This window comes from Cognaticolwellia mytili (assembly GCF_002104475.1).
GTDB lineage: Bacteria > Pseudomonadota > Gammaproteobacteria > Enterobacterales > Alteromonadaceae > Cognaticolwellia > Cognaticolwellia mytili.
Window position 1 is genome coordinate 214,978 of the sequence record NZ_NBOF01000004.1, and the last position, 25,373, is coordinate 240,350.

Annotated in this window: 23 protein-coding genes; 15 read left to right on the forward strand and 8 right to left on the reverse strand. The window is 37.8% G+C overall.

Annotated features, from left to right (window positions below; translation table 11 throughout):
- Positions 1-90: 90 nt before the first annotated feature.
- The gene (locus B7C41_RS14500; protein ID WP_235839731.1) at positions 91-2,037 is read right to left on the reverse strand and encodes a putative bifunctional diguanylate cyclase/phosphodiesterase; all 1,947 of its coding nucleotides are present in this window, start codon (positions 2,035-2,037) and stop codon (positions 91-93) included.
- Between the two features lie 595 nt (positions 2,038-2,632).
- Here B7C41_RS14500 and thrS point away from each other — a divergent pair.
- From thrS to B7C41_RS14555, 11 genes are all read left to right on the forward strand, one after another.
- A complete protein-coding gene (gene thrS, locus B7C41_RS14505; protein WP_085299642.1) occupies positions 2,633-4,546 on the forward strand; it encodes a threonine--tRNA ligase in 1,914 nt (637 codons plus the stop codon).
- Positions 4,547-4,640: 94 nt separating this feature from the next.
- Positions 4,641-5,195: a translation initiation factor IF-3 gene (infC, locus tag B7C41_RS14510; protein ID WP_085299644.1), complete on the forward strand. Its 555-nt coding sequence runs from the start codon at positions 4,641-4,643 to the stop codon at positions 5,193-5,195.
- A gap of 195 nt (positions 5,196-5,390) precedes the next feature.
- Entirely contained in the window at positions 5,391-5,585 is a 195-nt protein-coding gene (rpmI, locus tag B7C41_RS14515; protein WP_085299646.1) for a 50S ribosomal protein L35, read from the forward strand.
- A 15-nt stretch (positions 5,586-5,600) separates the two neighbouring features.
- A complete protein-coding gene (gene rplT / locus B7C41_RS14520) occupies positions 5,601-5,957 on the forward strand; it encodes a 50S ribosomal protein L20 (protein WP_077284679.1) in 357 nt (118 codons plus the stop codon).
- Positions 5,958-6,160: 203 nt separating this feature from the next.
- Positions 6,161-7,264, forward strand: coding sequence for a phosphoribosylaminoimidazolesuccinocarboxamide synthase (locus tag B7C41_RS14525; protein ID WP_085299648.1), 1,104 nt, complete (start codon positions 6,161-6,163; stop codon positions 7,262-7,264).
- Positions 7,265-7,405: 141 nt separating this feature from the next.
- Complete coding sequence (locus B7C41_RS14530) at positions 7,406-7,774, forward strand: hypothetical protein (RefSeq protein ID WP_085299650.1); 369 nt, start codon at positions 7,406-7,408, stop codon at positions 7,772-7,774.
- A 299-nt stretch (positions 7,775-8,073) separates the two neighbouring features.
- Entirely contained in the window at positions 8,074-8,412 is a 339-nt protein-coding gene (locus tag B7C41_RS14535; RefSeq protein ID WP_085299651.1) for a P-II family nitrogen regulator, read from the forward strand.
- Positions 8,413-8,484: 72 nt separating this feature from the next.
- Positions 8,485-9,777, forward strand: a complete 1,293-nt coding sequence (locus B7C41_RS14540) for an ammonium transporter (RefSeq protein WP_085299653.1) — start codon at positions 8,485-8,487, stop codon at positions 9,775-9,777.
- Positions 9,778-10,175: 398 nt separating this feature from the next.
- The gene (gene pheS, locus B7C41_RS14545) at positions 10,176-11,156 is read left to right on the forward strand and encodes a phenylalanine--tRNA ligase subunit alpha (RefSeq protein ID WP_085299655.1); all 981 of its coding nucleotides are present in this window, start codon (positions 10,176-10,178) and stop codon (positions 11,154-11,156) included.
- A 12-nt stretch (positions 11,157-11,168) separates the two neighbouring features.
- Complete coding sequence (gene pheT, locus B7C41_RS14550) at positions 11,169-13,580, forward strand: phenylalanine--tRNA ligase subunit beta (RefSeq protein WP_085299656.1); 2,412 nt, start codon at positions 11,169-11,171, stop codon at positions 13,578-13,580.
- 3 nt (positions 13,581-13,583) lie between these two features.
- Positions 13,584-13,877 carry an integration host factor subunit alpha gene (locus B7C41_RS14555; protein ID WP_085299659.1) on the forward strand — a complete coding sequence of 98 codons (294 nt, stop codon included), beginning with the start codon at positions 13,584-13,586 and terminating at the stop codon, positions 13,875-13,877.
- Between the two features lie 267 nt (positions 13,878-14,144).
- On the opposite strand, the gene B7C41_RS14560 is transcribed toward B7C41_RS14555, so the two are convergent.
- Entirely contained in the window at positions 14,145-14,654 is a 510-nt protein-coding gene (locus tag B7C41_RS14560; RefSeq protein WP_158089140.1) for a DUF2937 family protein, read from the reverse strand.
- A 248-nt stretch (positions 14,655-14,902) separates the two neighbouring features.
- Between B7C41_RS14560 and B7C41_RS14565 the strand changes: the two genes are divergently transcribed.
- The 4 genes from B7C41_RS14565 (at position 14,903) to B7C41_RS14580 (ending at position 19,515) form a co-directional block, all read left to right on the forward strand.
- Positions 14,903-16,687 (forward strand): ABCB family ABC transporter ATP-binding protein/permease, encoded by a 1,785-nt coding sequence (locus B7C41_RS14565; protein ID WP_085299661.1) that lies wholly within the window; start codon positions 14,903-14,905, stop codon positions 16,685-16,687.
- 89 nt (positions 16,688-16,776) lie between these two features.
- Positions 16,777-17,325: a DUF1415 domain-containing protein gene (locus tag B7C41_RS14570; protein ID WP_085299663.1), complete on the forward strand. Its 549-nt coding sequence runs from the start codon at positions 16,777-16,779 to the stop codon at positions 17,323-17,325.
- Positions 17,326-17,809: 484 nt separating this feature from the next.
- Positions 17,810-18,598, forward strand: a complete 789-nt coding sequence (locus tag B7C41_RS14575; protein ID WP_085299665.1) for a hypothetical protein — start codon at positions 17,810-17,812, stop codon at positions 18,596-18,598.
- A 65-nt stretch (positions 18,599-18,663) separates the two neighbouring features.
- Complete coding sequence (locus B7C41_RS14580) at positions 18,664-19,515, forward strand: glucosaminidase domain-containing protein (protein ID WP_235839732.1); 852 nt, start codon at positions 18,664-18,666, stop codon at positions 19,513-19,515.
- A gap of 112 nt (positions 19,516-19,627) precedes the next feature.
- On the opposite strand, the gene B7C41_RS14585 is transcribed toward B7C41_RS14580, so the two are convergent.
- From B7C41_RS14585 to B7C41_RS14610, 6 genes are all read right to left on the reverse strand, one after another.
- Positions 19,628-20,398, reverse strand: coding sequence for an outer membrane protein OmpK (locus B7C41_RS14585; protein WP_085299667.1), 771 nt, complete (start codon positions 20,396-20,398; stop codon positions 19,628-19,630).
- A gap of 39 nt (positions 20,399-20,437) precedes the next feature.
- A complete protein-coding gene (locus B7C41_RS14590) occupies positions 20,438-21,730 on the reverse strand; it encodes an NCS2 family permease (RefSeq protein ID WP_085299668.1) in 1,293 nt (430 codons plus the stop codon).
- 49 nt (positions 21,731-21,779) lie between these two features.
- The gene (gene ttcA / locus B7C41_RS14595) at positions 21,780-22,715 is read right to left on the reverse strand and encodes a tRNA 2-thiocytidine(32) synthetase TtcA (RefSeq protein WP_085299670.1); all 936 of its coding nucleotides are present in this window, start codon (positions 22,713-22,715) and stop codon (positions 21,780-21,782) included.
- A 121-nt stretch (positions 22,716-22,836) separates the two neighbouring features.
- Entirely contained in the window at positions 22,837-23,769 is a 933-nt protein-coding gene (gene uspE / locus B7C41_RS14600; protein WP_085299672.1) for a universal stress protein UspE, read from the reverse strand.
- A 166-nt stretch (positions 23,770-23,935) separates the two neighbouring features.
- Positions 23,936-24,655 carry a fumarate/nitrate reduction transcriptional regulator Fnr gene (fnr, locus tag B7C41_RS14605; protein ID WP_085299674.1) on the reverse strand — a complete coding sequence of 240 codons (720 nt, stop codon included), beginning with the start codon at positions 24,653-24,655 and terminating at the stop codon, positions 23,936-23,938.
- Between the two features lie 51 nt (positions 24,656-24,706).
- Positions 24,707-25,369 (reverse strand): sulfite exporter TauE/SafE family protein, encoded by a 663-nt coding sequence (locus B7C41_RS14610; protein ID WP_085299676.1) that lies wholly within the window; start codon positions 25,367-25,369, stop codon positions 24,707-24,709.
- Positions 25,370-25,373: the final 4 nt, after the last annotated feature.

The following is a 25,373-nucleotide window of genomic DNA, read 5'->3' on the forward strand; positions in this document are numbered from 1 at the left end:
CAAACGACCGATGGTTGTTTTCAATACTCACCAATTTCGTTGCTTATTAACTTTAGGTTAATTTAACGAAGTAATACATTAAGCACTACATTAATTAGCATGACTCATGATACTCGATGTTTTAGGCTTCCATACACCGGCGCCGTTGTGTGCAAGGTGCCCAACTCCCTGTTTTAATACCTTATTGCCTATATTAATTGAGCTTTCAGGCGGGCTAATTAAAAAGCCTTGAATGTGTTCTACACCTAACGATTTTAATAATTCGAATTGAATGATGTCTTCAATGCCTTCAGCAACAACTTTTAAATCTAGTTGGAACGACATATCGACAATAGATTTTAATATTTTTTTATACTTGACACTTGTCGTTGCTTCATTAATAAACATCCTATCAATTTTTATCACATCAACAGGTAATGTTGCCAAAATAGCTAAAGAACTAAATCCAGTGCCAAAATCATCAATAGCTATGAATATACCTGCTTGCCGAAGTTTCTCTAGCTCAACAATAATCTCTTCAGAGATATCAAGGAAGCACGACTCTGTAATTTCTAGCATCAAGGATGTTGGTGGAAGTCCAGTTCTAGCCAGTGTATCCATCACCCATTGATAAAGAGGTCGATGCCTTAACTGAATAACAGAAACATTGACGGATATCTTAGTTTTAGTCATTCCTGCACTGTGCCAAGCAAACATTTGACGACATGACTCATCTAAAATCCAATCACCTAAAGGAAGAATTTGATTAGACTCTTCTGCAATGGGAATAAACTCCATTGGAGAAATCATACCTTCTACTGGATGCTGCCAACGTGCCAGTGCTTCAAAATAACTTATAACACACCCTTCAGTATGAACTATAGGCTGAAACGTTAAGTAAAAATTATTACTAGTGATTGCTAATCTCATTTCTTCTAATAAGTAATGATAACGCTTAAGTTGACTGCCCATTTCAGGAGAGTAAATACGATAAATTCCCCGACCATCTTTTTTAGCGCGATACATTGCAACATCTGCCAATTGCACTAAAGCATTAGGTTTGTCCGCACTGTCCGGGTATAAAGCGATGCCAATGCTGGCGCTAATTTTAATGAGTTTATTACCTAGTACAAAGTCTCGCTCAAGCTCTGTTAAAACGTGCTTGGCAATATCAATAGCGGACTCTGAATGCTCTATATGTTGAATGAAAATGGTAAATTCATCACCACCTAGCCTTGCTAGATTCTTTTCAATACCTACGTTGCTTTGATTGAAGCTTAATCTACCACTGCGAACAATTGATTTTAGTCTCTCAGCTACTTGAATTAAAATTTCATCACCGAAAGAGTGACCAAAAGAGTCGTTAACCTGTTTAAAACCATCTAAGTCGATAAATAATAAACCGCTTTCTTTAGCTCCTTCATTGAGACTCAACTGCTCCTCGATGTGCTCAAGAAAAGTATGTCGATTGGTTAACTGGGTTAACTTATCGCAAAAAGCACCTTGCTCTGTCACCATTTTATATTGCGTAGCGTACTTTGCTAAGTTATCTAAAGCAAAGCTCAAATTCGAAAGTCGCGAATAAGATTGAAGAGGCAACTTTTCTTGGCCAAATATGCTGGCGATTTCGTCGGTAACATCACATAAATGGCGTAGAGTCTTTCGCAAAACTCTTTGTTGATAATTGGCAATAATGAAATAAGAACAAATGGCTACAATAGATAGTGCCATAATAGGATAGAAAACGGCCAATATTGCGTGAAACAGTACTATTTTTAATGGTGTAACAAACCAAATATCGTCTTTCTTAAAAATCTTTAAAACTAAACGTCCGTCGTTCTTTGTGACATTATCGAGTAGTAATAAGTCAATTAAATATTCATCTGAACTCGACATTTTTTGTTGTGCATTTAGCTCATATGCATCGTTAGGGGGAGTTAATCGTAAGTCATTGGTTTCTTTAGAAAGTACTGTAACGAAAAGTATATAACAAGAAAATGAATATAACATGATAAGTAGGCCAATCGTTTTCCAGTAACTGCCTGCATTGCTAACCATAGATGTTTCCTTGTGATTTTTATGTAATTAAGTTACGAAGCGCGATTAAGCTTACTAAAAAATTTAGTTCAGAAATTGCCTTCTTACAGTCATGCTTTATTTTTTTGTAGTAAATTTATACGTAATCGAATTATCGTAGCGTATAAACTTTACTTCAAATAACTAAGGGTATTTACCCTAAGTATCGTGCGATAGAGCAACTTAACTCACTACAATTATCGAATGTAATAATCGTTAATCTATCTATTACACGCGCATAAGACCTGCAAAAGCATAGTTTTCGTTCAACTATCTAAAATTATTGCTAAAAAAGCTGAGACTAAAGCCGCTTAACTTTGCGTTAAAATAACTAATTTAGGTGATTAAATTACGTCACTTTCGCCTTAATCTCAATAATGTAGCTAAGTAGCTTTGATAAGCTAAATGCAATAAAGACGTCGCTAGGCACTGTACATAAAAAGTTAATTCGGTTAATCTAGCGCGAAATTATCTTTGTTAACTTGCTTTTAATTAAAGTTTGAATTAGCAAGAACATATAAATTACTAAAAACTCAAGCGTCACTTAGTATGTGACGCCACTGAATAAGGAAAATACATGCCTGTTATTACTCTCCCTGACGGTTCACAACGTTCTTTCGATAACGCAGTATCTGTAATGGATGTTGCTCTTGATATTGGTCCTGGTCTAGCAAAAGCGACTATTGCCGGCCGTATTGATGGGAACTTGGTTGATGCTTGTGAATTAATTACTCAAGATGCTGCTTTACAGCTTATTACCAGTAAAGATAGCGAAGGTCTTGAGATTATTCGTCACTCTTGTGCACATTTATTAGGGCATGCGATAAAGCAATTATACCCAAATGTTAAAATGGCTATTGGTCCTACAATCGAAAACGGTTTTTATTATGATGTTGATTTAGAAGAATCAATTACCGAAGACGATTTAGTCAAGCTTGAAAAGCAAATGACTACGTTGGCACGTACGGGCTATGAAGTAGTTAAGAAAACTGGCTCTTGGCAAGATGCTTACGACGCATTTACTGAGCGTGGTGAAACTTACAAATTACAAATTCTTGATGAAAACATCGAGAAAACAGATGCACCTGCTTTATATCATCATCAAGAATACATCGACATGTGTCGTGGCCCTCATGTGCCAAGCATGCGTCATTGTCATCATTTTAAATTGATGAAGGTTGCTGGTGCTTATTGGCGTGGCAATTCAGACAATAAAATGCTGCAACGTATCTACGGCACAGCATGGGCTGATAAGAAACAACTTAAAGCTTATATTGTGCGTTTAGCGGAAGCTGAAAAGCGTGATCATCGTAAAATTGGTAAAACATTAGATTTATTCCATTGGCAAGAAGAAGCGCCAGGAATGGTGTTTTGGCACAATGATGGTTGGACAATTTACACTGAGTTAGAGAAATTTATTCGTGAAAAATTACATGAATATGATTACGACGAAGTGAAAGCACCAATGATGATGGATAGAAGTCTTTGGGAAAAATCAGGTCATTGGGATAAATATGCTGATGGCATGTTTACGACTGAATCTGAAAAGCGTGAATACGCGATTAAACCCATGAACTGTCCGGGTCATGTACAGATATTCAACCAAGGTTTGAAGTCTTACCGTGATTTACCATTGCGTATCGCCGAGTTTGGCTGTTGTCATCGTAATGAACCTTCTGGCTCGTTACATGGTTTAATGCGCGTACGTGGCTTTACTCAAGATGATGCCCATATTTTCTGTATGGAATCACAAGTTCAAGCTGAAGTGACGAAATGTATTGAAATGGTTTACGACGTCTATGGCTCATTTGGCTTTGAAGACGTTGTGGTTAAACTGTCTACTCGCCCTGAAAATCGTATCGGTAGTGATGAAATTTGGGATAAAGCTGAAGCAGGTTTAGCGCAAGCATTGACTGACAGCAATATTAAATTTGAATATTTGCCGGGTGAAGGTGCTTTTTACGGACCGAAAATTGAATTCACTTTAATGGATTGCTTAGGGCGCGCTTGGCAATGTGGTACAGTGCAGCTAGATTTTGCCTTACCTGAGCGTTTAGGCGCAACTTATGTTGGTGAAGACAACGAAAGATACACTCCAGTGATGATTCATCGTGCAATTTTGGGCTCATTAGAACGCTTTATTGGTATTTTGATTGAAGAGTACACAGGTAAATTTCCAACATGGTTATCGCCAATTCAAGCTGTTGTTATGAATATTACTGACAAACAGAGCGAATATTGTGAAAAAATTGCAAAAAAACTCAAAGAAAATGGATTTAGAGCAAAACTAGACTTGAGAAATGAGAAGATAGGCTTTAAAATCCGCGAGCACACTTTGAAGCGTGTTCCGTATTTGTTAGTTGTTGGTGATAAAGAAATGGAAGCCGGCGAAATTGCAGTACGAACTCGAAGTGGTGAAGATTTAGGTAAAATTCCTGTTGATGACTTTATTGCACAGTTAACTGAAGAAGTTAAAACGCGTAAGTCGTAAACGAAAATGACACTGTTTTAATTATTTAGGTTATAAATGCTTTATAGCCTAAGTAATCATATATAAGTTTATAATAAAAGTTCTTTGGAGGAACATGGCTATTAAAGGTGGACAACGAGGCGGGCAGAAAGAGCCAGCACATCGTTTAAATGAGTTGATTACTGGTATTGCAGGTAACGAAGTTCGTTTGATTAAATATGACGGAGAACCTGGTGGTATCGTCACATTAGATGAGGCAATGAACCAAGCTGAAGAAGCTGGTGTAGATCTTGTTGAAATTAGCCCAACAGCTAAACCTCCTGTTCTTAGAGTTATGGATTACGGCAAGTTTCTTTATGAGAAATCTAAAGAACAAAAAGAACAGCGTAAAAAGCAGAAACAAATACAGGTCAAGGAAATTAAATTCCGTCCTGGTACAGATGAAGGCGATTATCAAGTTAAACTACGTAACTTGAAACGCTTTTTAGAAGGTGGCGATAAAGTTAAAGTTACTTTACGTTTCCGTGGTCGCGAAATGGCCCACCAAGAACTCGGTTTAGAGTTGTTAACTCGCGTTAAAAACGATTTAGCAGAACTAACAGTAGTAGAATTCTTCCCTCGTAGAGCGGAAGGACGACAAATGGTGATGGTACTAGCACCTAAAAAATAATCAATATTTGGTATATGCAAGTAGCTAGCATTTTCGAATGTTAGTTCACCAGTATTGTTTTTAACGGGTAAACTTAGGCCTGCAAGTAGAATCTATAACTGTTTACAGTGACAAGATTTTCGCCTAATTTACTAAATTTCAATGGCAACACCTTAAATATGAAGATATTTATTGTGTGAATGCGGAGTAATATTCATGCCTAAAATGAAAACTAACAGTGGTGCTGCAAAGCGCTTCAAAAAAACAGCTAATGGCTATAAGTTCAAACAAGCTGGTCTTCGTCATATCTTGACTAAGCGCCGTACTAAAGTAAAACGTCACCTTCGTGCAAAAAGCATGATTGCGGCTGCTGACATTAAGTCAGTTAAAAAACTTTTACGTCACGGTTAATAGGAGAGAAATAGAATGGCAAGAGTAAAACGTGGTGTACAAGCGCGTGCACGTCACAAGAAGGTTCTAAAGCAAGCTAAAGGTTACTACGGTGCTCGTAGTCGCGTTTATCGCGTTGCTTTCCAAGCTGTAACTAAAGCTGGTCAATACGCATACCGTGACCGTCGTCAACGTAAGCGTCAATTCCGTCAACTTTGGATTGCTCGTATTAACGCAGCAGCTCGTCAAAATGGTTTATCTTACAGCCGTTTCATTAATGGTCTTAAAAAGGCTTCTATTGAAATCGATCGTAAGATCCTAGCTGACATCGCAGTATACGATAAAGCAGCTTTCACATTCTTAGTTGAAAAAGCGCAAGCTTCTTTAGCATAAGTTTGAGATATTAGCTCTTTGAAAAGGACGCCCTAGGCGTCCTTTTCTTTTTTCAGGATTTAAAAACTTGACTAAAAAGTCAGGAAAATAAAACCATATTGGAATGAGCTGTTAACTAAGCAGGTTCTAAAGGCGAATTAAGTCTGCTTAGTTAAAAGTTTAATTTAATCTCTAATGTAATTATAGGAATCAAAGGTCTTATTATGAGTCTAGCTGATCAAGTTTTAGCGGTAAATAATGATTTGCCTATTCGTACTGACGCCCCCGTGCACAGCGGTAAGGTACGCTCGGTATACTGGTTAACAGCATCTGACAGTCGTCGATTAATTGAAGAAAAAAGTTATGATGTTGCCGCAGATACACCGTTAGCTATTATGGTGATCAGTGACAGAATTTCTGCCTTTGATTGTGTTTGGCGTGGTGAAGGCGGCATGAAAGGCGTTCCAGGTAAAGGGGCAGCATTAAATGCTATTTCAAACCATTGGTTCAAGTTATTTAAAGAGCAAGGTTTAGCCGATAGCCATATTTTAGATATTCCACACCCATTTGTTTGGATAGTACAAAAAGCTAAACCTGTAATGATTGAAGCGATTTGTCGTCAATATATTACTGGCTCAATGTGGCGTTCATATACTAAAGGTGAACGTGAGTTTTGTGGTATTGAGTTAGCTGAAGGTCTTGAAAAAGACAGCAAGCTATCTGAATTATTACAAACACCATCAACTAAAGGTATTTTGGAAGGTATTCCAGGCGTACCAGCGGTGGACGATGTCAACATTACTCGTAAAAATATTGAAGATAACTTTACAGCATTTAACTTTAAATCATTAGACGATATTACGCTTTATGAAAAGTTCCTAACTGAAGGTTTTGACGTGATTTCTGACGCGTTAGCAAAGCTTGATCAAATTTTTGTTGATACTAAATTTGAATTTGGCTACGTAAAAGACCGCGACGGTAATGATAAGCTAATCTATATGGATGAAGTAGGTACGCCTGATTCGTCACGTATTTGGGATGGCGAAGAGTATCGTGCTGGCAAGGTTGTTGAAAATTCAAAAGAAGGCTTCCGTCAGTTATTACTGAATCATTTTCCTGATGCCGATATTCTTTTAAATAAAGATCGTATGCCGGAACGCGAAGCACTAGCTCGTGATAACGAATTGCCGGCATCAGTATTGATGGCTGTTTCGGAAACCTATACCGCGATTGCAGAAAAAATTACTGGTGAAAAAATTGTTTTATCTGAAAATCCGAAACAAGAAGTGATTAATATTTTGCGTGATGAATATCAATTAGTAGATTGATTTTTTAGTTTAATATATTTTTGATGGCCTCGCAGTTGCGGGGCTTTTTTATGTGATAAGAAAGAGTTTTAGTAAAAACTGAAGAGCCAGTATACAGTTTTGATGTGACTTATTAGTATACAAGGGAATATTTAAAATACTATGGTGAAAATATTTTTAGCGCTACCACCAATAATTTCAATTATTCATGTTTTCATTTCGTTAGCCATATATTATTTCGATATTAAATTTCAAGGCAATATATTTTTATTTGTCGGACTTCCTATATTATTCGTATTAGTGATACACATCATTATTGTCTTTATTGATAAATCAATGGGACTCACGGAACGGATAGGTTATGCGTTAATTCATATACCATTTTCTTTGGTATTCTCTATGTCTAGTTTGCTAATACTTAACTTAAGCAGTATTGACGCCAATGAAGCAAAAAGTACGCTCAACCAATGTGAAGGTAAAAGTAAGGTTCAGTGTATGAATAGCTTTTATCAACGTAGCGACGACACCTAGTACAATTATTCTTTACTCCTTATGGCTGGCGGATAAAAGCGAAAACGAATTTAGTAGTTAAAGGCCGTAATCATTTTTTCGCACCATTTGACTCAAAATAATCACTTTGCACCAATATTGCACTTAGTCACCATCCCTATGCACTAAATTGGTGCTTTAATATTTCTTTTTTATTTTTGTTTGTTATTAACTCTTTGTATTTATTGTTATTTTAACTGTGGGTATAGATGGTGCTTAGTACTTTCCAAATAATAGATTTAAAAACCTAACTAGATTGTCAATGCACTGAAGGTGAGCGAATGAAATTAGTAACCGCAATTATTAAACCGTTCAAAATGGATGATGTCCGTGAGGCTTTAAGCGAAATTGATATTGATGGTATGACTGTTACTGAGGTTAAAGGCTTTGGTAGACAAAAAGGCCATACCGAGCTTTATCGAGGTGCTGAATACTCAGTAGATTTCTTACCCAAAATTAAATTTGAAATTGCTGTAAAAGATGATTTTTATGAACGTGTTGGTGAAGCCATTGTTAGCTCCGCTCAAACCGGAAAAATAGGTGATGGCAAAATTTTTGTCACCAATATCGAAAGCATCACACGTATTCGGACCGGTGAAACTGATGATGAGGCTATTTAAACTTTGTAGTTTGACTGATTTATGTACCAAAACTTTGCTAGTTATAATTGAAAATTAGAATGTGGATGTAAAATGAAAAAAATAATGATCACACTGTTCGCTTTAACTTTTTCTTTACCCGTTATTGCGGAAGGACCTGCGCTTAATGGCGCTAATACTGCGTGGATATTAACATCTACAGCGTTAGTCTTACTGATGACTTTACCAGGACTTGCCTTGTTTTATGGCGGTTTGGTACGTAGAAAGAATATTTTGTCTATTTTGATGCAGTGTTTTGCAATTGCCGGTGTCTCCTCTATTTTGTGGTTTATTATCGGTTACAGCTTGGCTTTTGGCGAAGGTAATGCGTTGATAGGTGACTTTAGTAAAGTACTTATGGCTGGCATAACAAAGGAGTCGCTTTCTGGCGATATTCCAGAAAGCCTTTTTATGCTATTTCAAATGACCTTTGCAGTAATAACTCCTGCGCTTATTATTGGTGCATATGCGGAAAGAATGAAGTTCTCCGCGGTATTAATTTTTTCAGGGTTATGGCTACTAGTAGTTTATGCCCCAGTAACACATTGGGTGTGGGGTGGCGGCTGGCTTGCACAAATGAGGGTTTATGACTTTGCCGGTGGGATTGTTGTACACATCACCGCAGGTGTTGCGGCATTAGTTGCTGCGGTTGTATTAGGCCCGCGTCATGGTTTTCCGAGAACGCCGATGTTACCGCATAACCTTACGATGACGGTTACTGGCGCCGGTATGCTTTGGGTCGGCTGGTTTGGCTTTAATGGCGGTAGCGCTTTAGCTGCTAGTGGGGATGCTTCCATGGCAATGTTGGTAACACACTTATCAGCTTCTGCTGGAGCACTAACTTGGGCAGCTATTGAGTGGAAAAAATTTGGGAAAGCCAGTGTTTTAGGTGCGGTTACCGGAATGGTTGCTGGTTTAGGCACTATCACACCCGCTTCTGGTTTTGTTGGACCAGGTGGCGCTTTAGTTATTGGAGTTGCTGCCGGTATCGTTTGTTTCTATTCAACGGTCTATATTAAACAAAAACTTAAAATAGATGATTCTTTAGATGTCTTCCCTGTACATGGTGTTGGCGGTATATTGGGGACATTGCTCGCTGGTGTATTTGCTTCAACTGAACTTGGCGCTTTTAGTGGCTACGGTTATGCTGAAGGTATCAGCACTATGATAGGGCAGGTTAGCGTACAGTTGATCGGTATTGGTTCAACTATAGTTTATACAGCAATAGTATCTTACCTGCTATTTAAATTAGTTGCGCTTATGACCAAAGGTTTACGAGTGTCAAAGGAGCAAGAGATCACCGGACTTGATTTGATTGAGCATGATGAGTCTGGCTACAACCTTTAAATCATAACTTGAATGTTTACATGCTGAGAATAAAAGGCTTCTATAAAGAAGCTTTTTTATATTTTAAAGATGCAGCGTATGGCAGGTAGCATACGGACGAAAATTCTGAAGGACTTAAAGCAATGAAATTATCTTTAAATTTATTACTTATTTTTGTGTTTAAGTCGCAATAAGTGCTAATTCTTTTCTTTTTATAAATATAAAAGTTAACTAGTACTAACTTTTTGTTAAAAAACGTAGATTTACTCTACTTTCTCGACTGATTTTTGTGTAAAATCATTCACCATTTTATTAATCGAAAAAGTCTAGCTAAAGGCCATAATATTGGCCGATGTTAATGCGTTGTATTTCTATACTATTATGAATATAGCGGCTTTAAACACGCTTTAGAGGAACTCATGAATTTAGACGATATTATATTGCAGGCAGAACAAGCAATTGCTGCGGCAACTGATCCTGCAGAACTTGACCAAGTTCGCGTTAACTTTTTAGGGAAAAAAGGTTTGTTCACGGAACAGATGAAAGGCCTAAGTAAGTTACCAAAAGAAGAAAAACCCAAAGCGGGTCAAGTGATTAACATCGCTAAACAAAAAGTACAAAAGCTTTTGACTGAACGTGGTGAATTATTACGTGCCGAAGTTATTAAGCAGCAACTTGCTGCTGAATCTATCGATGTAACGCTGCCAGGGCGTGGTGACGAACTAGGTGGTTTGCACCCAGTTACTCGCACGATTGAACGAATTGAAAGTTTCTTCGGTGATTTAGGCTTTTCAGTTAAACAAGGTCCTGAAGTTGAAGATGATTTTCACAACTTTGATGCCTTGAATATTCCTGAACATCATCCTGCACGCCAAGATCACGATACTTTTTACTTTAATCCTAAATTAGTGCTGCGTACGCAAACATCTGGCGTACAAATTCGCACCATGGAAAAAGAACAGCCGCCTTTACGTATTATCTCTCCAGGTAAAGTGTACCGTAATGATTATGACCAAACTCATACGCCGATGTTTCATCAAGTAGAAGGTTTAATGGTTGATAAAGATGTTAGCTTTACGCATTTAAAAGGCGTTTTGCATGATTTTCTACATCATTTCTTTGAAGAAGAGGTCGAAATACGCTTTCGCCCGTCTTACTTCCCGTTTACAGAACCATCAGCAGAAGTTGATATTATGGGTAAAAACGGTAAATGGTTAGAAGTACTAGGTTGTGGCATGGTACATCCTAATGTTTTACGCAGCGTCGGCATAGACCCTGAAATATATACTGGTTTCGCCTTTGGTATGGGAGTTGAGCGTTTAACCATGCTACGTTACGGCGTAAATGATTTACGCTCATTCTTTGAAAATGATCTTCGCTTCTTAAAACAGTTCAAGTAGGAAAGCCATATAATGAAATTTAGTGAATCTTGGTTACGTGAGTGGGTAAACCCTGCTATATCTTCAGATGAATTAGCTCATCAAATTACCATGGCTGGCCTTGAAGTTGATGCCGTAGAACCTGTAGCTGGAGAATTTTCTGGTGTACTGATTGGTGAGGTTGTTGAGTGTGGTCCTCATCCGGATGCAGATAAATTACAAGTAACAAAAATTAATTTAGGTCCAGATTTTAATGATGGCGAGTTAGTCGACATTGTTTGTGGTGCTAAAAATTGTCGTTTAGGCTTAAAAGTTGCCGTTGCAACTGTTGGTGCAGTACTGCCAGGTAACTTTAAAATTAAAAAAGCTAAACTTCGCGGCGTACCATCACACGGCATGCTGTGTAGTGAATCAGAAATTGGCTTAGCTGAAAGCGCTGATGGCATTATGGAATTAGCTAATGATGCACCACTAGGGCTGTGTGTTCGTGAATACCTTGACCTTAATGACGTAACTATTGATGTTGATTTAACGGCTAACCGTGGCGACTGTCTAGGCCTTAAAGGTTTAGCACGTGAAGTTGGCGTATTAAATAGCTTAAGCGTAACTGAACCAACAATTACTGCGGTAACACCAACAATTGACGATACTGTTGCTATTACCTTGGCAGCAGAACAAGCATGTCCTCGTTATTTAGGGCGTGTGATTAAAAATATTGATGTAAATGCACAAACACCTTTATGGATGATAGAAAAGCTACGTCGTTGTGGTACACGTTCAATCGACCCTGTAGTTGATGTAACTAACTATGTGTTGTTAGAGCAAGGTCACCCGATGCATGCATTTGACCTAGCTGCTATTGATGGTGCTATTAACGTACGTTATGCAAGCGAAGGTGAAAAGTTAGTTTTACTTGATGAAAACGAAGTAACACTTTCAACACAAACATTAGTGATTGCTGATGACAGCAAATCTTTGGCTATGGCCGGTATTTTTGGTGGACTAGCATCTGGTGTAACTACCGAATCAAAAGATATCTTTTTAGAAAGTGCTTTTTTTGCGCCATTAGCTATATTAGGTAAAGCACGTCAATATGGTTTACACACTGATGCGTCACATCGCTATGAGCGTGGTATTGATCCGCAATTACAACGTGATGCAATGGAACGTGCTACAACTTTATTATTAGAAATTGTTGGCGGTGAAGCCGGTCCTATTGTTGAAGCTGTATCGAAAGATAATATTCCAGCAGAACGAACGGTAGCATTACGTCGTGCAAAATTAGATGGTCGTATTGGTCATCACATTAAAGATGCAACGGTAACTGAAATATTAACTCGCTTAGGTTTTAATGTTGCTGAAAGTGGTGAAAACGAAGATAAAGTATGGACTGTTGTAGTACCAGCTTATCGTTTCGATATCAGCATCGAAGTTGATTTAATTGAAGAAGTGGCGCGTATTTTTGGTTACAACAACATTCCAAATATTTCTCCAAAAGCTACATTGGCAATGCGTGAGCAAAAAGAAGCGGTGTTACCGGTAAGTAAATTACGTAACGCCTTAGCGAATCGCGGTTACCAAGAAGCGATTACTTACAGTTTTGTTGACCCTAAAATACAAGTGCAAATTCATCCTGGTCAAGCAACGATGACTTTGCCACACCCAATTTCGAGCGAAATGTCAGAAATGCGTGTGAGTTTATGGACGGGATTATTGCAGTCAGTTATTTATAATCAAAATCGTCAGCAAGGCCGTGTACGTTTATTTGAAACGGGTTTACGTTTCATTCCTGATGAAAGTGCTGAAAATGGTGTTCGTCAAGAAAACATGATCGCTGGTGTGCTTAGTGGTCAACGTAGTGAAGAGCATTGGGATATTGAAAAAGCCGCAACTGACTTTTATGACATAAAAGCTGATGTTGAAGCATTATTAAGCTTAACTAGCAACGTTAACGCTTATCAATTTTCAAAAGCAGAAATTGATGCTCTACACCCAGGACAAACGGCAGCTATTCATAAAAATGGTGTGCTTGTTGGTCATATTGGCGCGTTACATCCTGAATTAGAACGAAAATTAGGACTAAACGGTCGCACCTTGGTTTTTGAGCTTTTATTAAGTGAAGTTTGTGTGCGAAATATCCCGCTATCGCTTGATATATCTCGCTTTCCTGCGAATAGACGTGATATAGCCGTTGTTGTTGAAGATCAAGTTAGTGCAAATAATGTTCTACAACTTATTGAAAAGGTTGGCGGAAATTATTTAGTTGATCTAAACTTGTTCGATGTATACCGAGGTAATGGTATTGAATCTGGTTTTAAGAGCTTAGCAATTGCGTTGACATTGCAAGATATCGATAAAACCCTAGAAGAAAAGGATATCACTGACGTAGTTGACCGAGTGGTTGATACATTGAAAACTGAACTAAATGCATCTCTGAGGGATTAAAAAATGGCGCTAACTAAAGCAGAAGTAGCAGAACATTTATTTGAAAAAGTTGGGCTTAGCAAGCGCGACGCAAAAGATATGGTTGAAGTGTTTTTCGAAGAAATTCGTGAAACTTTAGAGTCAGGCGAACAAGTAAAACTGTCTGGTTTCGGAAACTTTGATCTACGCGTGAAAAGCGAGCGCCCAGGACGTAACCCTAAAACAGGTGAAGATATTCCAATTTCTGCACGTAAAGTGGTAACGTTCCGCCCAGGTCAAAAGCTTAAAAGTCGCGTCGAAGACGGCAACGGCAAATAAGTCAGCAAATCAGTTTTGCATTTTGTACAGTATAAAAGGTTGCTTCGGCAGCCTTTTTTTTGTGCTGGTTAAAATAACCCAAGGCTGCGTTGCTCACAAGAATGTGAGTACTTAGGTTTTGTCTGGAACTAAAAACCTGTGCTTTCAGTCCCAATAGCCAGCTATTGATCAATCAATTACCTAATTTGGGTTAGTTTTTCCTACGCACAACAAGATCACAAACTTAATGAAACCGGTATTATTTATAAGTGCTAGGTTTGCTATCAGCTATTTCACTTCATCGACAGGTTTGGTTTTAAAAGGAGCTCTAACGGCAATAATTAAAAGCTCTTTTAATATTAAGGTTGTTATCGCTAAAGTAACTCCGGTGGCTATAGCTTGCAGTTCAAGTGGAATGGCCATTGAAAAACTTTCTAAGGTAGCTACGGTGATTTGCTTATCTAAATGCCAAATAAATTGGTAAACGCTAGCTAAATAATCTGTTGCTTTGATCTGTTCTAAGTGAGCGTTTAAATATTCTACACGTATTGATAATCGCTCAATTAACTCACCGGTATTGATAATAGACGCTTCACTATTTCCTTTGTAGCGTGTAATCATAGTCGTCAAGCTGCCTTCAAAGTGCTGTTGAGCTATATCTTGAAATTGAGCTAATTGTAGTTGAGCTTCATTCAAATGACCAGAAAGGCGCTGTTGATACTGCTGCATAAACTCAGGAAGTTGCACACCTAAAATAAACGTGATTGTGAAAAAGCAGCGATCAAGTATGTTGTTCATTAATGCGAGCATATGACCTTATCGAAAAGTGTTGTAAAGATTGAAATAACCCTCTATTGCGTTAGCACAGAGCAAAAAAAAGATCATAAATAGCACTATAACATTGTATAAGCACTTTTTTGTAAACGCTATTTAAGCATCGAAGTTTTAAGAATTATTTCCCTAAATAGTGCTAATATAGCGATCTTTACTTGAGTAATACATTGTTGATGTGTTGCTAACATAACAGTCAGGATTTTTTATTAACTATGCGCAGACCTATTCAATCCGAACAGGAAGTAACGACCTTTAATTGGCGTGTAGTTAAGCTACTACTACCTTACTTATTTGAATTTAAAACCCGTATTTTCCTCGCGCTTGCCTGTTTGATTTTAACCAAAGTTGCTAGTGTCTATTTGCCGTTTATTCTAAAAGATATTGTTGATATTTTAGATAAACAGGAAGAAAACCGTGTTTTTCTTGTGCCATTCGCATTGGTGGGGGCATATGGTTTAATACGTCTTACTATTGTTTTATTTGCAGAAATTCGTGATACCTTATTTGGTCGGGTCACTGAACGTGCAATTCGACGTATTGGCTTAAAAGTGTTTCAGCACTTGCATAAGCTAGATCTCGACTTTCACTTAAATCGCCAAACAGGTGGTTTATCACGAGATATTGATCGCGGCACCTCGGGCATTAGTTTCTTAATGCGCTTTATGATTTTCAATATCATTCCAACCTTAATTGAAATTATTATGGTGGTGAGTATTTTATTGATAAATTACGGCATTTGGTTCGCGCTAATCACTACCATGTCAATTGTGCTTTATGTTGGCTATTCCGTATTTGCTACCGATTGGCGTATACGCTTTATTCGCGCCGCAAACAAGGCTGACTCTTCTAGTAATACTCGAGCCATTGATAGTTTACTGAACTATGAAACCGTTAAATATTTTACCAATGAAGAGTATGAGGCTAAGGCTTATGATAAGCAGCTAGAGAGTTGGGAAACTGCTAAGATGCAAAACCGTTTATCGTTATTTGCGCTAAATGGTGGTCAAGCGGTTATTATTTCTTGCTCTATGACCGCGATGCTTGCATTGGCAGCCTATCAAGTTACTCATCAGCAAATGACTTTAGGTGACTTTGTCTTAATTAATGCCTTTATGATGCAGTTATTTATTCCTTTAAACTTCCTTGGTTTTGTTTATCGAGAAATAAAAGGGTCTCTAGCGAATATTGAGCATATGTTCGAGCTCATGCTGAGAAAACCAAAAGTAGAAGACACTGACAATGCTGGTGTGTTGGCATTGTCACAGGCGGAAATTAAATTTGAAGATGTGAGTTTTGCTTATGATGCAAAGCGTCCAATCATTAAGAACTTATCATTTACGATAAAGTCAGGGCAAAAAGTAGCGGTTGTCGGTGAAAGTGGCTCTGGTAAATCAACGTTAGTAAAGTTGCTGTTTAGATTTTATGATTGTGACTCAGGGGCCATTTCAATTGATGGGCAAAACATACATGAAGTTAGCCAGCATTCTTTAAGAAAAAATATAGGGATAGTACCGCAAGATACTGTGCTGTTTAACGATACCTTGTTTGCTAATGTTTATTATGGTGAACCGAGCGCAGACACAGCGGCAGTAAATAATGCATTTGAATTGGCACATTTGGCAGACTTTGTTTCACGACTACCTGAAGGTGTTGAAACCATTGTTGGTGAGCGTGGTTTAAAACTATCGGGTGGTGAAAAGCAGCGAGTAGCCATCGCTAGAACCATTTTGAAGAACCCTCGTATATTAGTATTTGATGAAGCAACGTCGTCACTCGATAGCCAATCAGAACAAGCGATTTTAACCGCGATTAAAGAAGTTGCAGAGCACCGTACTAGCTTGGTTATTGCTCATCGTTTATCAACTATCATTGATGCCGATAATATTATTGTTATGCAACAAGGTGAAATTATTGAGCAAGGCACTCATCAAGAACTACTAACGGAGCAAGGACACTATTTTGCCATGTGGCAGTTACAGCAAAGTAATGATGGCTAAGTAGTAACAGCTAAATAACACCAGTTAAGTGGTTAGTCGATAAATAGTTAGATTATTAGTAAAAAATTGCAAGGTTTATAACAATTAACATGACGACGAAAATTGAAATAGAACAAACAAAACAGTGGCTTGAACAAGTGATTATTGGGCTGAATTTTTGTCCATTTGCAAAAAAGGAATTTGTTAATCAAACCATTCATTATCATCTTAGTGATAAAGAGCAAATTAAAGCTGCGCTCAAAGAACTATTGCTGCAGTGTAACTACCTAAAGGACAACCCTGAAATTGAAACAAGTTTGGTAATTTATCAACAGGGCTTTAGGGACTTTAATCGTTTTTTAGATTTAGTCGACTATGGTAATGACTTGTTGGTTGATGAAGGCTTTGAAGGTATATTCCAAATTGCTAATTTCCATCCTGAGTACTGCTTTTCTGACGTTGACTACGATGATGCTGGTAATTACACTAACCGTTCCCCGTACCCAACTTTACATTTAATTCGTGAAGAAAGTATGGCGCGTGTGTTAAAGGTCTATAAAGATCCCGAAGCTATTCCGGAGAACAATATTGCTTTGGCGCATGAGAAGGGCGCAGGGTACTTTCAATCTTTATTGAAAAATATTAAGCAAGAGCCGTAATGGCTAGCGTTAACACTAACATACAATGATGGTATATGCTTTGACATATTACTATGCACTATTACATTTAGTTTACCGTTCATTTTGGTTAATAAATAGGCAATAAAAGCCTCTAATATAGGAAGCTTTATGAAAACAAGTTATCAAGGTCAAGTTTACCAATTCAAGTCATTTAAAGGTTTCTGGCACTTTTATAGCGAGAAACTACTGGCGATTAAAAATTAGTGCCTTTATGGAAAACAGGGGAGATCTTATTCTTCTATAACGTAAATTATCGCCTGGCACCAGCTAACCTTATTTACTATTGTCTGTAACTTCTCTTTGATTCATTTACTACTTTCTAATTCATATTTAACTTCACAGGGGTTCAAAATACTCTGAATCTCTCTAAGATTGTTCACAGACGTAGGTTATTTACGATATACTGCAAATAATTATGCAGTAATGAAGTATTTGATTGCTTCTCATTTAGGTAAATATTTTTGTGGAAAAACTTCCTATCATGAAAGTTGGCGGCAGTATCGATACTGCTATTAAAGGTGAGTATAACCTTGATGTTGTAGCTATTTTAAAAGAAGCTTGGCAGATCACACTCAAATCTCGTATGGCGATTAATTTGGGACTATTTTTCTGTTTATTCATCGGTATGTTTGTTTCAATAATTGCAAGTGCGCCATTAGGTGGGATTGAAGAGGTCATTAAAGATCCGCAATCGATGACTTTACTGAATATTATTGTCACTTTGGTGGTTTACCCATTTTTAGTGGGTGTTGAAATGATGGGCGTATTTCATTCTGTAGGCTTAAAAACACGCTCTCAATTGGTTTTTGCCTTTTTGAAACGGGGTAGTTGGGTTGCTGTTTGTGCCTTACTAACCTCTACGCTTGTTACCATTGGCTTAACCTTATTTTATCTACCTGGCATCTTTTTAGCGGTTGCACTGTCACTAGCGCTACCTTTAGTTGTAGAAAAACGATTATCACCGATGAAGGCCATTACTGTTTGTATTCAAGCAACACGTTTTCAATGGTTTAAATTATTTTCAATATATCTACTACTGGCACTAGCGGTGATTATTTCTGCACTGCCTGTTGCTGCCGCTGGCGGCTCAGAGCTTGGTTTTATCGCGATTGCATTTTTTCTGTTTTGTTTAACCTTTATAGCGCCAATGTTTTATAACGTGAAAGGTATTTTATACCGAGAGATTTTTGGTTTACAGACGCAATCTTCAACAGATAAACCTGATTCAATCACTGATACATTTTCAGCATAATAAATGATAGTTTATGTGTTGCTTATTATGAGTAATATTTACCGACGACATAGGAAGTTTAAGGCTTGATAATAATTAATAAACAATACTTGCTTGGCTTGATATTTATAGTACTGCTTGGTATTGGCTTAATTGCCCCTTTTACATTTTTACCAGTGCAAGTTAAAAATAAAGCGCCAGTAATTGTCGTTGAAGAGCCGAAAAAGGTTCCTAAAGTGGTTAAAGTGATAGAGCAACCATTGCATGATGTGGTTTTGCCTGATTTTGCCAGTATTCGTGATGTTAAAGAAAAGAAAAAACAATTTTTTGCTTTTATTAAACCGGCAATACTAGCTGAGAATGAAAGCATATTAACCTTGCGTAATGAAGTTGAGCGTTTGATTGCACAATTGACACTAGAACAACCTTTTACTGAACAAGAGCATAGCTTTGTTGCTGACTTAAGCAAGCAGTATCGAGTCAGTAAGAAGTTTTCACTTTTAAGACAACTTTATGAGTTGCAATTGAAGGTAGATGTCATTCCATCAGCGTTGATATTGGTGCAAGCCGCGAATGAATCTGCTTGGGGGACATCTCGCTTTGCTCGAATTGGCTTAAACTTCTTCGGTGTTTGGTGCTATAAAAAAGGCTGTGGCATGGTGCCTAGCGGCAGGAATGTCGGAGCAAAACATGAAGTTGCTGCCTATAGCTCTGTAAAGCAAGGTGTTGCACGCTATTTAAAAAATATTAATACTAACAGTGCTTATATGGTTTTTAGGACCATTAGAGGGCAATTAAGAGAGCAAGGCCAACCTTTGTCTCCTGAAATACTTGCGACTGGATTAATACCATATTCAGAACGCGGTACCGACTATGTTTTAGAGTTAACGGAAATGATCCGTCATAATCGACGTTATTTAGCGCTTAACGTTGATTAGTTATGATTGACTCCTGCTAGCTAACCTTAGTTTCTTTAAGCCCTAAAACAAAAAAACTCGTTAATGATTAACGAGTTTTTTATATCTGAATTACACTGTTTTGCTTATAGGGCTATAGGTGAACCTTTACCATTGCGCTAACGGTGTTTTCATTGTTGATACCACTAATGCCAAACTTGTTATGCCAGTACGAATACTCAATACCCGCTTCAACAAACTTTGCTTTACCAAAGTATTTACCAACATCTAAGCGTACTTGTGGATTAAAATGAAAATCAGCACTGTGATCATCAGCTGCAGAAGACCAATCTAAATAACCATCAATAATAATGTCATGCTTACCAATCGCAATTGGGTAACCCCAAGCAACTGTTAACTGGTAGTCATTATCGGTATCATCATTTTCAGCTAAATAGATATTACTTTGTAAGTAGTTAAAGCCCGAAATATCCCATGATGCACCAACTCCCACTAAGTAGTTGTTAAAACCAAAACCAAAGCCGTCATTATTACCTGTATCATGTTCATAAGTGCCTGCTAGGTATAAGTCGCTAATTGGCCCCATCGCTATTTTGTTACCGGTTAAATAGCTTAAACTTAAACGCGCAGATAATTCGCCATAGGTTTCTTCATAACGACCGTTGTTACTGTCTTTGCTTGCGGTAATTCGGTCAGCAAAAAAGAAAACATCACCCCAGTTATGCCCTGAAGCATGCTCAAAAGTAATAACATTAATATTGTCGTTTTCTAATAATTGAAAGTCATCAACATTTTTCAAATAACTAATGGAGTTATCACTCCATAGCGTTTCAGCATTGACTGAGCTGGCTAATACTATGCTTGTAAAAAGCACCGACTTACAAATTTTTGATGTGATAGACATTGGTCATTTTCCCAGAGAATAAAAGTTTAAAAGCAAAAGTTAAGCAAAAAAAGCAAACTTAAATAAGAACAACAATGCTAGACATAAAACACTGAGGTTAATCTTGTTGAAGTGACCACTAAAAGCACGTACCGCAACATAGCTAATAAAGCCGAACGCGATACCATTAGCAATTGAAAAAGTTAAAGGCATGGTGATACAAATAACGGCAACAGGGACTGCTTCTGATAAATCATCCCATTGCACATTAACTAAGCCAGCCAGCATTAATACAGCAACATAAAATAACGGCCCCGCTGTTGCGTAAGCAGGTACCATAGCGGCTAGTGGTGAAAACATTAGTGATAATAAGAATAGGATACCAACCGTTACAGCGGTTAAGCCTGTACGGCCACCAGCAGCAACACCAGCGGTACTTTCTACAAAGCTTGTTGTTGTTGATGTACCTAAAACACTACCCGCGACTGTTGCCGTTGAATCCGCTAATAATGCTTTTCCTAAACGGGGGAAGTTACCCTTTTCGTCTAATAAATTTCCACGCTGTGCAACGGCAATAAGAGTGCCTGAGGTATCAAATAAGTCAACAAAAAGAAAAGCGAAAATAACGGAAAGCATACCCACTTCGAGAGCGCCAGTAATATCAAGCTGCATAAATGTTGGCGCAACAGGTGGTGGCATTGAAACTATGCCTTGATATTGAATGTCGCCGAAAATAATTCCTAACAAAGTGATCACTAAAATAGAGATCATAACTGCGCCGCTAACACCTCTATTGGCTAAACCAACAATTAAAAACAAGCCAATAGCTGCGAATATTGCAGGTAATGCAGTAATGTCGCCTAAAGTTAATAACGTTGCAGGGCTATCAACAACAATGCCTGCATTTTTTAAAGCGATGAAGGCGAGAAACAGACCAATACCTGCAGCAATACCAAAACGCAATGAATGTGGAATACTGTTGATGATCCATTCGCGAATATTAAATAGGCTTAAAATAATGAATACTAAACCCGAAACAAAGACACCACCAAGTGCAACTTGCCAGGTGTAGCCCATATCAAGTACCACTGTATAGGTAAAAAATGCATTCAAGCCCATACCAGGCGCTAGTGCGATTGGATAGTTAGCAAGTAAGCCCATCACTAAACAACCAATGGCTGCTGCAATACAAGTAGCAACGAAAACCGCGCCATGATCCATACCAGCATCAGCTAGCATCGCAGGGTTAACAAAAATAATATAGGCCATGGTTAAAAACGTGGTAAAACCGGCAATAATTTCTTTTTTTACCGTTGTATTATGTTGTTGTAGCTGAAACAGTTTTTCGAGCATGAGAAGCCTTGTTTAAAATTGAGCTAAAGTTAAGTTTTGAATAGTAGGATTATTTTATTTCGACAACATTTAGTAAGTCAGCGGCATTAACTTGTACGGTAGATTTTTCAACCGAATTTGTACTGACAAAGCCTTCTTGATCAAAAGCAGTATCACCACCGTCAATAATACCTGAGTCGCTATTAATTGATTTAAAGTCAAATAGTTCGCCATCGCATAAATGTGAAGGAACAACGTTTTGCATTGCTGTAAACATAGACTCAATTCGACCAGGATGGTTTTTATCCCAATCTTGTAGCATGGCTTTAATATTTTGGCGTTGCAGATTCGGCTGAGAGCCACATAAATTACACGGAATAATAGGGAAATGTTTTAACTGTGCATATTGAATAAGTTCTTGCTCTTTACAAAAGGCTAATGGACGAATAACCACATGCTCGCCATTGTCTGACACTAGCTTTGCTGGCATTGATTTCAGCTTGCCACCATAGAACATATTAAGCATTAAGGTTTCAACCATATCATCTCTGTGATGGCCTAAAGCGATTTTGGTTGCGCCTAATGCCTTGGCTGCTTTATATAACAAAGCACGACGTAATCGTGAGCATAAGCTACACGTAGTTTTACCTTCTGGAATTTTTTCTTTAACAATAGCGTAAGTGTCTTCTTCAACTATTTGATAAGCAACACCAAGCGATTCGAGATAATTAGGTAAAATATGTTCAGGAAATCCGGGCTGCTTTTGATCAAGGTTAACAGCAACAAGATCAAAATGAATAGGTGCAGACTCTTTTAAGCGCATCAGAATTTCAAGCATGGCATAACTGTCTTTGCCGCCTGACAAACACACCATAATTTTATCGCCATCTTCAATCATATTATATTGGGCAATAGCTTGGCCAACGTGACGGCGTAAACGTTTTTCTAGTTTATGTAGTTGTGTTTCTTGACCTGGCGTAAGGGGGAGATTTAAATCTGCGCTCATAATTAATTCCTAATAAATTGCGGCGCGTAGTATAGCTGATGAGAGCAAATGAAAAAAGTTGAACATGGCACTTTATCGACCAAATTCAACTTCAATTTCATAAAGCTTGTACTAGATCAGATCATTCAATATCAAGCGGTGAAATATAGCCGTCAGGTTTCAATGCCAGTACGTCACAATTAAGCCTATCGATGACATGCTCTGCAGTGTTTCCAATTAACGCAGCAGACAACCCTGTGCGGCCAACGGTACCTAAAATGACCAGTTCAGCATCTAAGTTATTGGCAATACTTTGAATTACATCTTCAGGTAAGCCTTCTTTAATGTGAGTATTTTCCTGTTCAATATCAAAGGCTGCTGCGTGCTCATGCATAGATTTCTCATGGTGCAATAGCATTGAACGATTATAATCACTGGCATTAAACTCCGGAATTTCTATGGCAATATTTACTGGAGTTCCTGGAAATGAGTTAACTAAATGCAAATTTGCTTTCATTACTTGCGTTAACTGCTTTGCTTCTGTGGTGATCTTATCATTGAGTGACTTGTGCTCGTCTTCAGCACTACCAATGTTTAATGCCGCGACAATGTTACCGTTATCAGGCCATAAATGCTCTTTCACCAATAGTACCGGGCATGGGCACTTTCGTAAAAGATGCCAATCAGTTGGAGTAAAAATAACAGATTTTAGTTTATCGTGTTGATGAGTTCCTTTAATGACGATGTCATAGCCATTTTTAAGTACTTGTTCAATAATTTGTTCAAAAGGACGATTATGCCAAATAACCTGACAATCAATATTAAGCTCTTCAGCATTTAATTCTGAAAGTGCCGACCGTAACCATTGTGCTCTATCGTTAATAACTGATTTGCGCATGGCATCACGCTCATTACTTGACAGCATTGTGGTCATTTCATAAGAAAAGTCATATATAGTCAAAAAAGCTGTAATGCGAGCATTCGTTTTACGGGCTAACTCTATGGCGCGTTTTAATGCTTTTTGATCGTCAGTTGTTGGGTCAACAATAGCGAGTATTTTTTGATACTTTTCCATATTCAATTCCTTTATAAATTGTCTACTATAATTATAACAATAGAATATTTTGAATCAAAAATAATTGTTTTAAATCAAATTATTATCGTTTCAAATATAAAAATAATTCACGCTAAGCATAGCGTGAATTATTAGAATAAGGAAATTTTTAAAAGTAGGGAGGGAACTAAAGAGCAGCGCACTCATTTAGTTTATCAATGTCTAGAATGGTGATTAGTTTACCATCAACTCGGATTAAATCATTTTTATGAAAGCGATTAAGTAAACGACTGATAGTTTCTACTGTCAAGCCAATATAATTTCCAATATCACTACGCGTCATGGTTAGACGAAATTCTGATGCAGATAATCCACGAGCATGGTAACGGCTGCTTAAAGCACTGATGAATGTGGCAAGGCGTTGCTCAGCATTTTTACGATTAAGTAAGGTAAGCATCTCCTGGTCACCACGAATTTCTGTACTCATCATGCGTAAAATTTGTTTTTTCAATTTTGGCATGGTATTCGATAAACTATCGAGTGTATTATAAGGGATTTCACAAACCATCGAAGTTTCCAATGCTTTGGCAAAGCTTGGATGTTCAGACTCAGCAATAGCGTCAAAACCTAATAAGTCACCAGCTAAATGAAAGCCTGTAATTTGTTCTTCACCTTGCTCATTGACGGTATAAGTTTTGAACGTGCCAGAACGAATCGCATAAAGCGCATGCATAGGTTGGCCATCATTAAAGATTTGCTCACCTTTATGAATAGGTCGTTTACGATCGATAATGTTATCTAAAGAATCTAATTCTTTATCGTTCAGAGTAAACGGTAGGCATAACTCGCTTATACTGCAGTTTTGACAGTGAATATGTTGCTGACCTGTACACGATTTAGTACTCATAACGACCTATGGATTATTTGCATTTTAATGATATGGATCATATTAGATGCGTTATAGATATGCAATAAGTATAGTATAAATACCGTATAAAATCACCAGAATGGCCGCTAGCTTTCTAAATAAAGGGTTACTCAGTAAGGACTTGACGCTTATTGTACCTAACGAAACAGAAAGTAAAGCAGGTAAAGTGCCAAGGCCGAAGAAAAACATGATTAAAGCGCCATTTATGGCATCAGCGCTTGCCAATGCCCAAGTTAACGTTGAGTAAACTAAACCACAAGGCAACCAACCCCATAAAGCGCCTAATGCGAAAGCACTACGGGTATTTTTAATTGGAATGAATTTTTTGGTATTTGGAGATATATATCGCCAAAGCTTTTTACCAATATGCTCAACATGACTTAACCACATTAGCCATTGTCCAAGGTATAACCCTAACAAAATAAGAAAAATACCGGCAAGTATTTTTAGTGCAAAAACGGGAACACCAATTTCTTTCGTTGCCATTGAACTAGTCAGTGCCACTAACGCTCCGATAATACTGTAAGAAACAATACGGCCAAAATTATAGGCAAAGACGATAGTGTACTTCTTACGTTTTGAAACATCTGATATTGCGGTAGTAAGCATAGTACTAATACCGCCACACATAACAATGCAGTGCCCTGAGCCTAATAGACCGATGATAAAAGCTGAGAAAAAATCGAGTGTCATAGCT

What these genes read in the sequence shown, in the direction of transcription:
- B7C41_RS14500 (WP_235839731.1), bottom strand. Translation starts at nt 2,037, where the DNA reads ATGGTTAGCAATGCAGGCAGTTACTGGAAAACGATTGGCCTACTTATC.
- thrS (WP_085299642.1), top strand. Translation starts at nt 2,633, where the DNA reads ATGCCTGTTATTACTCTCCCTGACGGTTCACAACGTTCTTTCGATAAC.
- infC (WP_085299644.1), top strand. Translation starts at nt 4,641, where the DNA reads ATGGCTATTAAAGGTGGACAACGAGGCGGGCAGAAAGAGCCAGCACAT.
- rpmI (WP_085299646.1), top strand. Translation starts at nt 5,391, where the DNA reads ATGCCTAAAATGAAAACTAACAGTGGTGCTGCAAAGCGCTTCAAAAAA.
- rplT (WP_077284679.1), top strand. Translation starts at nt 5,601, where the DNA reads ATGGCAAGAGTAAAACGTGGTGTACAAGCGCGTGCACGTCACAAGAAG.
- B7C41_RS14525 (WP_085299648.1), top strand. Translation starts at nt 6,161, where the DNA reads ATGAGTCTAGCTGATCAAGTTTTAGCGGTAAATAATGATTTGCCTATT.
- B7C41_RS14530 (WP_085299650.1), top strand. Translation starts at nt 7,406, where the DNA reads ATGGTGAAAATATTTTTAGCGCTACCACCAATAATTTCAATTATTCAT.
- B7C41_RS14535 (WP_085299651.1), top strand. Translation starts at nt 8,074, where the DNA reads ATGAAATTAGTAACCGCAATTATTAAACCGTTCAAAATGGATGATGTC.
- B7C41_RS14540 (WP_085299653.1), top strand. Translation starts at nt 8,485, where the DNA reads ATGAAAAAAATAATGATCACACTGTTCGCTTTAACTTTTTCTTTACCC.
- pheS (WP_085299655.1), top strand. Translation starts at nt 10,176, where the DNA reads ATGAATTTAGACGATATTATATTGCAGGCAGAACAAGCAATTGCTGCG.
- pheT (WP_085299656.1), top strand. Translation starts at nt 11,169, where the DNA reads ATGAAATTTAGTGAATCTTGGTTACGTGAGTGGGTAAACCCTGCTATA.
- B7C41_RS14555 (WP_085299659.1), top strand. Translation starts at nt 13,584, where the DNA reads ATGGCGCTAACTAAAGCAGAAGTAGCAGAACATTTATTTGAAAAAGTT.
- B7C41_RS14560 (WP_158089140.1), bottom strand. Translation starts at nt 14,654, where the DNA reads ATGAACAACATACTTGATCGCTGCTTTTTCACAATCACGTTTATTTTA.
- B7C41_RS14565 (WP_085299661.1), top strand. Translation starts at nt 14,903, where the DNA reads ATGCGCAGACCTATTCAATCCGAACAGGAAGTAACGACCTTTAATTGG.
- B7C41_RS14570 (WP_085299663.1), top strand. Translation starts at nt 16,777, where the DNA reads ATGACGACGAAAATTGAAATAGAACAAACAAAACAGTGGCTTGAACAA.
- B7C41_RS14585 (WP_085299667.1), bottom strand. Translation starts at nt 20,398, where the DNA reads ATGTCTATCACATCAAAAATTTGTAAGTCGGTGCTTTTTACAAGCATA.
- B7C41_RS14590 (WP_085299668.1), bottom strand. Translation starts at nt 21,730, where the DNA reads ATGCTCGAAAAACTGTTTCAGCTACAACAACATAATACAACGGTAAAA.
- ttcA (WP_085299670.1), bottom strand. Translation starts at nt 22,715, where the DNA reads ATGAGCGCAGATTTAAATCTCCCCCTTACGCCAGGTCAAGAAACACAA.
- uspE (WP_085299672.1), bottom strand. Translation starts at nt 23,769, where the DNA reads ATGGAAAAGTATCAAAAAATACTCGCTATTGTTGACCCAACAACTGAC.
- fnr (WP_085299674.1), bottom strand. Translation starts at nt 24,655, where the DNA reads ATGAGTACTAAATCGTGTACAGGTCAGCAACATATTCACTGTCAAAAC.
- B7C41_RS14610 (WP_085299676.1), bottom strand. Translation starts at nt 25,369, where the DNA reads ATGACACTCGATTTTTTCTCAGCTTTTATCATCGGTCTATTAGGCTCA.